We start from the raw sequence: 7,110 nt of genomic DNA on the forward strand, positions 1-7,110 counted from the left end.
AGACCACAGTGACCGACGTCCTGCTCAAGATCGGCGAACTCGCCGCCCGCGCCCAGGTCAGCCCCCGCACCGTCGACCACTACACCAGCCTCGGACTGCTCACCCCCGCCAAGCGCACCGCGAGCAACTACCGCCTCTACGACCCCGCCGACGTCGACCGCATCCACCTCGTCCAACGCCTGGAAGTCCAGGGAGTTCCCCTGGAGGAGATCGCCACCGCCCTGAAGAACCAACACGCCGACGTCGGCGCGATCCTGGACCGCATCGACACCGACCTGCGCACCCTCCAGGCCGCCGCCGAGACGGCCTCACCGGAGGTGCACGGCCTACTGGCCGCGGTCGCCACCCGCGTCCACTCCCTGATCACCGTCGCCCTGCAGATCCCGCCCGACCTGCCCCTCCCCTGACCCGCGCCGCAACCGCACCCGGGTGATGGCGTGGTGCTCCACGGCCAGCACCTCGATCGTCCACCCCGACACCACGACCCGCTCACCCGGCGCTTCCGGGATGTGCCCCAGGACCGCCAGCACCAGGCCCGCGATGGTGGCGTAGTCGCGGTCGGGCGCATCGGGCAGTTCCACCCCCAGATCGACCAGGTCGTGCACGGGGAAGGTGCCGGGCAGCACCAGCGAACCGTCCTCGGCGGCCCGGACCGCCATCACGTCGCGGTCGGTCTCGTCGTAGATCTCCCCGACGATCTCCTCCAGCAGGTCCTCCAGCGTGACCATGCCCGCGACCGCGCCGTGCTCGTCCACCACCAGCGCCATCTGCTCCCGCTCGGCCTTGAACCGCCGCAACGCGTCCGACACCCGCACCGTGTCCGGGAACACCACCGCGGGCCGCACCACCTCCCCCACACTGCCCCGGTCGTCCAACAGGTCACGCAGGTGCACCACACCCACCACGTCGTCCAAATGCCCGCCACGCGCCACCGGCGCCCGCGAGTGCCCCGACGCGGCCAACTCCGCGCGCGCCGCCGCCACGTCCGTCTCGGCCGCCAGGGTCACCACCGCGCGCCGCGGCACCAGCACCTCCCGCAGCCGACGTTCGTGGATCTCCAACGCACCGGTGATGATCATCCGCTGCTCGACGTTCAGGCCCCGCTGCGCCGACACCAGCTCCCGCAGCTCCTCCGGCGACATCTGCTCGGACTCCGCGTCCGGCCTGCCGCCGAACAACCGCACCACCAGGCTCGTCGACGCGCTCAACGCCCACACCGCCGGCCGGGACACCGCCGAGAGCACGTCCAGCGGGCGCGCGACCAGCAGCGCCCACCGCAGCGCGTTCTGCATCGCCAACCGCTTGGGCGCCAACTCCCCGAACACCAACGTCAGGAACGTCAACACCACCGTCACCAGCGCGATCGCCACCGCCTCGGCGGCACCGTCGAAGAAGTCCAGCAGCGGCACCAGCGGCTCGGCCAACGACACCGCCGCCGTCGCCGACGCCAGGAACCCGCCAGGGTGATCCCGATCTGGATGGTGGCCAGGAACCGGTTCGGATCCCGAGCCAACTTGACCAGCGTGCGGGCACCGGGACGCCTCTCGCGCTCCGGTGAATTCAATCGGTCGTCGCAACACCTCGATCGTGGAGGTGTCGGGCGGGGGTCGGCGGGTTGGATGACGACGTTGACGGGGCGCCCGGCGATGAGATCGCCGGCCAGGCCACCGATCCGTCGCGATGCCGAAGACCACCGGGATGGTCGCCAGTGAGACGCCGAGGAACTTCAGCTGGTACAGCAGGGCCAGGTCGATCACGGGTTGCGCCTGGCGGCGCTCCGGACCGTATTTCCGTCAGCGCACCGTCCCACTGACCGCCGACGGGCGGATCGAGCGGCGGGCATGCGTCCCCGAACGGCGGCTACCACCTCGGTGATGGCCGCACGAAGTGCTACCACCCTCCGAGCCGGACGGCGCACCTTCGTCACACCGCGGTCGCCACTTCGGCAATCCGCAGCCCCGGCCGGGCGGATCGGACACATGCTCGACACGGGACCAGACCATGCCGTAGCAGTGGCGAACGTAAGCCTTGGAGCAGGACCAATCTCAAGGAGGAGTGCACGAGAGCTGAGTCACATCGACAAGTCCGGTAACTCTCGCGTCGAAATCATTGAGGACAATGTCCGGACGGCGGGCTTCCGGTCCGTCCCGGTACCTGTTCAAGAACCATCCCGCGCCGATGGACTGACACTGCCGCGCCGCAGGGCAGCAGCGGCCGGGCAGACCGACCTCGGGGGACGAGCATGACAGGGGATCTTCTGCCGATCGACAAAGTGGCCAAAGCATCGGGCGTGGCCTCATCGGCACTGCGTTACTACGAGCGAGTGGGTTTGATCGAAGAGGGCTCCAAGATCGGCGGTAAGAGGCACTACCCGCGAGACGTGCTGAACCGCCTGTCGATGATCCGCACTTGTCAGACCATCGGGTTCAGCCTGACCGAGATCGCCTCGTTGCTGCACGAGGCCGAGGAGTCGGACGGGTCGTGGCAGGAAATCGCGGCGGAACGTCGCAACAAGATCCAACGTGAGATCGAGGAACGCCAGGCCTGGCTCAGAACGCTGAACTCCACCCTCGCCTGCGCCTGCCCGCAGCTGGTCGAGTGCCCTCGGGTGGTCGGCTGCCCGCTGTTGGTCACATCGGATCGTTGAGAGCGCTCGACACATCCGGCTGTGGACCGAACCGGGTGGTGGCGATCCCAAGGCGAAGCACCGCCACCACCCGGCCGCGCTCAACCGCCGGTTGACCTGGGCCGGCTTCAGCTCGGCGACGACGAGGTCGAGAGCCGAAGCAGCGCCTGGTTGTGGCCGTCGGAGGCAGCGTCGGTGTGTGGATCGAGGACGCTCGCGGGACGCCATCGGAGTCGGCGCGGTCAGGCGGCCTTCAGGTCACGGTGTCACCGTGGGGTGTAGGTCGCGGCGATGGATGTAGGCGAACGCGACGAACGCGATGACGGTGCCCACCACCACGCAGACGATCGCGACGAAACCCAAGGATGCGACGGACACTCCACGGACGATTCCGGCGACGCCGGCAGGCAGCAGGCCTTCGTCCGCCCCCGCTGCCACAGCGCGGCCGATGTCCCCGGTCTGGTGGCCGGTCGTGGCGGTGAGGTCCTGCCGATCGATGCCCGTGACGACGCGGTACTGGAAGAGCGCACCGAAGGCCGCGACCCCCAAGGCGACGCCGACGTGGTGGCAGGTCTCGTTGATCCGTGTCGCAGTGTTCGCTGTGTGGGGCTCGACCGCACGGGCGGAGTAGTCGTGTCGGACGACGATGCCGATTCCCATGCCGGCACCCAGAACGATCATGCTGGGTAGCAAGGCGGCCCACGTGCTGTCCGGGCCGACGAGGGTGATCAGCCCCGCGCCGATGGTGATGAGCAGGGTCGACGTGCCGACAACGACCCCAGGCGGAAACCTCGTGCCGATACGTCGGGTGACGGCGGTGGTGGCGATCAACGTCAAGGTGAGTGGGAACAGGCGCAGGCCCGCGCCCAGGGGTGAGTGCCCCAGCACGTTCTGGAGGTGGAGCACCTCCAGGAACACGGCGGCCAGGCTGATGGCGCTGGACAGCAAGGTCACCAGGGAGACCCCGAGGAAGGTCCGGTTGCCGAACAGCGCCAGTTCGAGCATGGCCTTGTCACCACGTGCGCGTTCCACCAGGAGGAACACGACCAGCAGCAACTCCGCCCCGGCGAACATCGCCAGGACAGGGGTGCTGGTCCAGCCGAGGGCCTGACCTCGGAGCAAGCCGAGGACGACCAGTGCGAGGCAGGCGCTGAGCAGGACGAAACCGGGCCAGTCGACGGGGGTCGTGGCGGTTGGTCGATCGACGCGCAGTCGTACCTCGCCGATTGCCAGCAGCAGGACGCCGACCGGCAGGACGGACAGGAAGACAAGCCGCCAGTCGACCTCGGCCAGGCCACCCCCGACCGCGGGCCCGAGCGCCAGACCCAGCGTCGCAGCGGTGGCCAGGCCGCCGAACACCCTCCCTCGCGCTGCGCCGGGGAACTCCTGTGCGACCAGCGTCGAGGCCGTTGCCAGCAGGAGGGCAGAGCCGACGCCCTGGAGACCTCGGGCGATGGCGAGCGCGAGCAGTGTCCCGACGACGCCCGCGGCGACCGAGCCGGCGGTGAACAGCAGCGCGCCCGCGCGGAACGCGCGCCTTCGACCGAAGCGGTCCGCCAGTGCGCCGCCGGTCAGCAGGAACGCGGCAAGTGGTACGGCGTGGGCGACGACGACCCACTGCTGACCGTTGAAGTCGGCGTCGAGTTCGGCACGCATGCCGGGCAACGCCATCGTCACCGCAGTGCTGTCGAGCATCACCATGAACGTGGCGGTGGAGGCGGCTATAAGGGTCCACCGACGTGCGGAGAACGACGAGTCCGTCGCCTGTGTCCGCGCTAAGTCCGGTTCAGCCACCGTCGCGTGCACCTCGCGCCGGCCGTTTGCGATCAGCCGCTCGACCTGGTGTCTTGGCGCCGGTCCGGTGGCGCCGCATGGTGGCGAGATCGGGGCTCGAGCTGGTCACACCTTCCAGTCGGACCAAGACCGTGCCGTCAGCGGTGGTCGCGGTGTACCGCTCACCGTCCGGGGTGGAGTAGTGGCGCAGGTCGACGTGAGCGCCCAGGAGCCGTGCCAGTTCGCGGTCGTCCGCCGGTACGGGGATGTCGATCGACCGTAGTGAGGTGATCGATTCCGGAGGGGCTGCGGTGCGCAGGAGCGCGTCCAGCGCGTCGCCGGGAAGCAGGTACCCGTCGAAACGGTGGTCGATCAACGAGGGGTGTGCGGGCGGTTCCACGTCGTGCCAGTCCTCGGCCTCCGGGGTGTCGGGCACGCCGAGGTGCACGGTCATCCGGGCGTATTCGACCGTCGGGACGGCGTTGACGGACGGGCTGTCGATGCAGACGTGCACGGTTTCGCCCGTTCGGGTGGCGATGACGTCGATGCGGCGTGGCCACCTCGCGGCGGGTGCGCGGAGCAGGCGCGACAGTTGGAGGTCCGTGTACCGAACGGGTGCCAGTTCCGGTGCGAAGGAGACGGCAGCCTCTGCCGCGATCTGCACCAGTGAGGCGATCGGCACGGTCGGCTGCCCGTTGACGAGCTGATTCCGCAGCTCACGGTGGCGATCGAGGTCGATCTCGACGTGCCACAGCGCCGCCGTGCCGTCGTGCCGCTCGGGCTCCGGGAGAAACACCGCAGTGTTCGTCCACCGACCTTCGTCGCGCGGCGTGGAGTGGTTCGAAGTCATGGCGTCCGGTCCTGGCAGGTCTGGAGGGGAGGTGAGATGAAACCACGAAACGTCCTCCCCCAGGACCATTTCGGGGGCAGGGCGTTCGCGTCGCCGACAAGCGCGCTGTACTCGCCGGGCCGGGGAGCGGTTGAGCGCTGCCATCGTCCACAGCAGACCATGGAGGCCTTCGGCCAAGGTCTGACCCGCAGCCTGCGTGAACGCACCCGCTCGTCTTCCGGCACACCTGCGGCGGCGCGGGACAGGTCGATGTCAGCTGCTCCTGGCGCCGCTCCGCGACGAGTGACGGTGCCCGCCGAGTCTCGCGGCCGGCGATCGCCTACCCGATCAACGGAGGCGACAGGAACTGGACCCCACGCTAGTCCTTAGATCACGCACCAACCACAAGCACCCATTTGAGTGAAGCCTGCCATTGCGACTTGTAGTCGATTGTCAACGGAGAGGCCGGCGGTAGTGTCCGTGCCACGGGATCGGAGGGCTGATGGGTTCACATCACGTCGAGGTCGAGACGCATGAGCGCGTCGCGGTGTTGCGGTTGAACCACGGCAAGGCGAACACCCTCACGCCGGACGTGTGTCGCGAACTCACCGGTCTCCTCATGGCTGCGGCCGACGCTGAAACCGCAGTCGTGCTGACGGGTGCCGGGGCGATGTTCAGCGCGGGCATCGATCTGCACGAGCTGCTGGCGGCCCCCGACCGCATCACCGAGTTCCGCGAAGCGCTGGTCGAGAGCTTTTCAGCCCTGTTCCACCACCCGTACCCGACTGTCGCCGCGGTGAACGGCAACGCTGTGGGCGGGGGTGCGATCTACGCCGCGGCATGCGACTACCGGGTGATGTCACGGGACGCCGGTCGTATCGGCACCCCGGAGCTGCGCGCGGGCATTCCCTTTCCCGGCATGGGGATCGAGATCCTCCGCCATGCTGTGACACCGGGGGTGCTGACCGAGTTGGCGCTGCGCGGCGCGCTGTACAGCGCCGAGCAGGCGCTGGGCATCGGACTGGTCAACGAGGTGGTCGGCGGTGACGAACTCCTCGGTTCCGCGATCGCCACCGCGACCCAGATGACCTACGCGCCCAGTGTCCTCTACGCGTGGACGAAGCGGCAGGTGCGCGCGGATGCCGGCAACCCGGACGTGGCTTCGGTGTGGGACGACGACAAGGTGTTGGACGTGATCCGATCCTATGTCGCTACACGCAACGAGCGTGTGCGGTAGACCGTGAACGTCAGGTCGACACCGCACATCGGGCGCTGAGTGCCGCCAGGGAACGGGAGATCCCCTGCCGCACGTCCTCATCGGTGATGACGCCGTCGGGACCGATCATCTCCGGCCTGACGGGGAGGTGCACGCACGCCTCCTCCACGATCGCGGCACCGGTGTAGCCGAGCACCAATCGCAGCGACTCGTGTGCGTTGGCGGCCTTGGTGAGCGAGGCGGAGACGTTGATCCAAGCCGTCGGCTTGTCCCCGATCTCGATCCCGCCGACGGTCCAGTCGAGCAGGTTCTTGAACGAGCCCGGCAGCCCGCCCGCGTACTCGGGGGTGCAGATCAGCAGCGCGGCTGCGTCCTCGATCCGCCGTCGGAACGCGACCACGGGCGCGGGGAGCGGGTCGCGGCTTGACTTGAACCGCGCTTCAACACCGAGACTGGCCACCGCCACAACCGGGGCTCTGGAGGCGTCGGAAGCACGGCCCACGCGGCTTCGAGTTCGAGGAGATGCATGCTTCAGCACGGCAGCAGGCTGTTCACCAGTGAGTCGGTGACCGAGGGGCACCCGGACAAGATCTGCGACGCCATCAGCGACTCGATCCTCGACGCGCTGCTGGCCAAGGACCCGCGGTCGCGCGTCGCGGTGGAGAC

8 protein-coding genes are annotated in these 7,110 nt (G+C 68.8%); 4 read left to right on the forward strand and 4 right to left on the reverse strand.

From position 1 onward, the window contains the following. The first annotated feature begins 8 nt into the window (after positions 1-8). Positions 9-407 (forward strand): MerR family transcriptional regulator, encoded by a 399-nt coding sequence (locus FM051_RS46735; protein WP_158853877.1) that lies wholly within the window; start codon positions 9-11, stop codon positions 405-407. On the opposite strand, the gene FM051_RS53510 is transcribed toward FM051_RS46735, so the two are convergent. Next, a complete protein-coding gene (locus FM051_RS53510; protein WP_338019543.1) occupies positions 327-1,424 on the reverse strand; it encodes a hemolysin family protein in 1,098 nt (365 codons plus the stop codon). The genes FM051_RS46735 and FM051_RS53510 overlap by 81 nt on opposite strands. Before the next feature lie 818 nt (positions 1,425-2,242). Here FM051_RS53510 and FM051_RS46745 point away from each other — a divergent pair. After that, on the forward strand, positions 2,243-2,647 hold the full coding sequence (locus FM051_RS46745) for a MerR family transcriptional regulator (RefSeq protein WP_158853880.1): 405 nt from the start codon (positions 2,243-2,245) through the stop codon (positions 2,645-2,647). A 237-nt stretch (positions 2,648-2,884) separates the two neighbouring features. Here the strand turns inward: FM051_RS46745 and FM051_RS46750 are convergent, their stop codons facing one another. Both FM051_RS46750 and FM051_RS46755 read right to left on the reverse strand, forming a co-directional pair. Continuing rightward, positions 2,885-4,420 (reverse strand): MFS transporter, encoded by a 1,536-nt coding sequence (locus FM051_RS46750; RefSeq protein WP_158853883.1) that lies wholly within the window; start codon positions 4,418-4,420, stop codon positions 2,885-2,887. Next, positions 4,413-5,249, reverse strand: a complete 837-nt coding sequence (locus FM051_RS46755; RefSeq protein WP_158853886.1) for a hypothetical protein — start codon at positions 5,247-5,249, stop codon at positions 4,413-4,415. Before FM051_RS46755 ends, FM051_RS46750 begins: the two co-directional genes overlap by 8 nt. 481 nt (positions 5,250-5,730) lie before the next feature. On the opposite strand from FM051_RS46755, the gene FM051_RS46760 reads away from it, so the two are divergent. Beyond that, positions 5,731-6,465, forward strand: a complete 735-nt coding sequence (locus FM051_RS46760; RefSeq protein ID WP_158853889.1) for an enoyl-CoA hydratase/isomerase family protein — start codon at positions 5,731-5,733, stop codon at positions 6,463-6,465. A 10-nt stretch (positions 6,466-6,475) separates the two neighbouring features. Here FM051_RS46760 and FM051_RS46765 read toward each other — a convergent pair whose 3' ends face one another. Beyond that, on the reverse strand, positions 6,476-7,024 hold the full coding sequence (locus FM051_RS46765) for an NAD(P)H-dependent oxidoreductase (protein WP_158853891.1): 549 nt from the start codon (positions 7,022-7,024) through the stop codon (positions 6,476-6,478). Between FM051_RS46765 and FM051_RS46770 the strand changes: the two genes are divergently transcribed. After that, the coding region (locus FM051_RS46770) for an S-adenosylmethionine synthetase N-terminal domain-containing protein (RefSeq protein WP_238413180.1) at positions 6,971-7,110 on the forward strand (140 nt) is incomplete at its 3' end. The two genes, FM051_RS46765 and FM051_RS46770, sit on opposite strands and share 54 nt — an antisense overlap.

It is taken from the genome of Saccharothrix deserti (assembly GCF_009769385.1).
GTDB lineage: Bacteria > Actinomycetota > Actinomycetes > Mycobacteriales > Pseudonocardiaceae > Actinosynnema > Actinosynnema deserti.

What these genes read in the sequence shown, in the direction of transcription:
- FM051_RS46760 (WP_158853889.1), top strand. Translation starts at nt 5,731, where the DNA reads ATGGGTTCACATCACGTCGAGGTCGAGACGCATGAGCGCGTCGCGGTG.
- FM051_RS46745 (WP_158853880.1), top strand. Translation starts at nt 2,243, where the DNA reads ATGACAGGGGATCTTCTGCCGATCGACAAAGTGGCCAAAGCATCGGGC.
- FM051_RS46755 (WP_158853886.1), bottom strand. Translation starts at nt 5,249, where the DNA reads ATGACTTCGAACCACTCCACGCCGCGCGACGAAGGTCGGTGGACGAAC.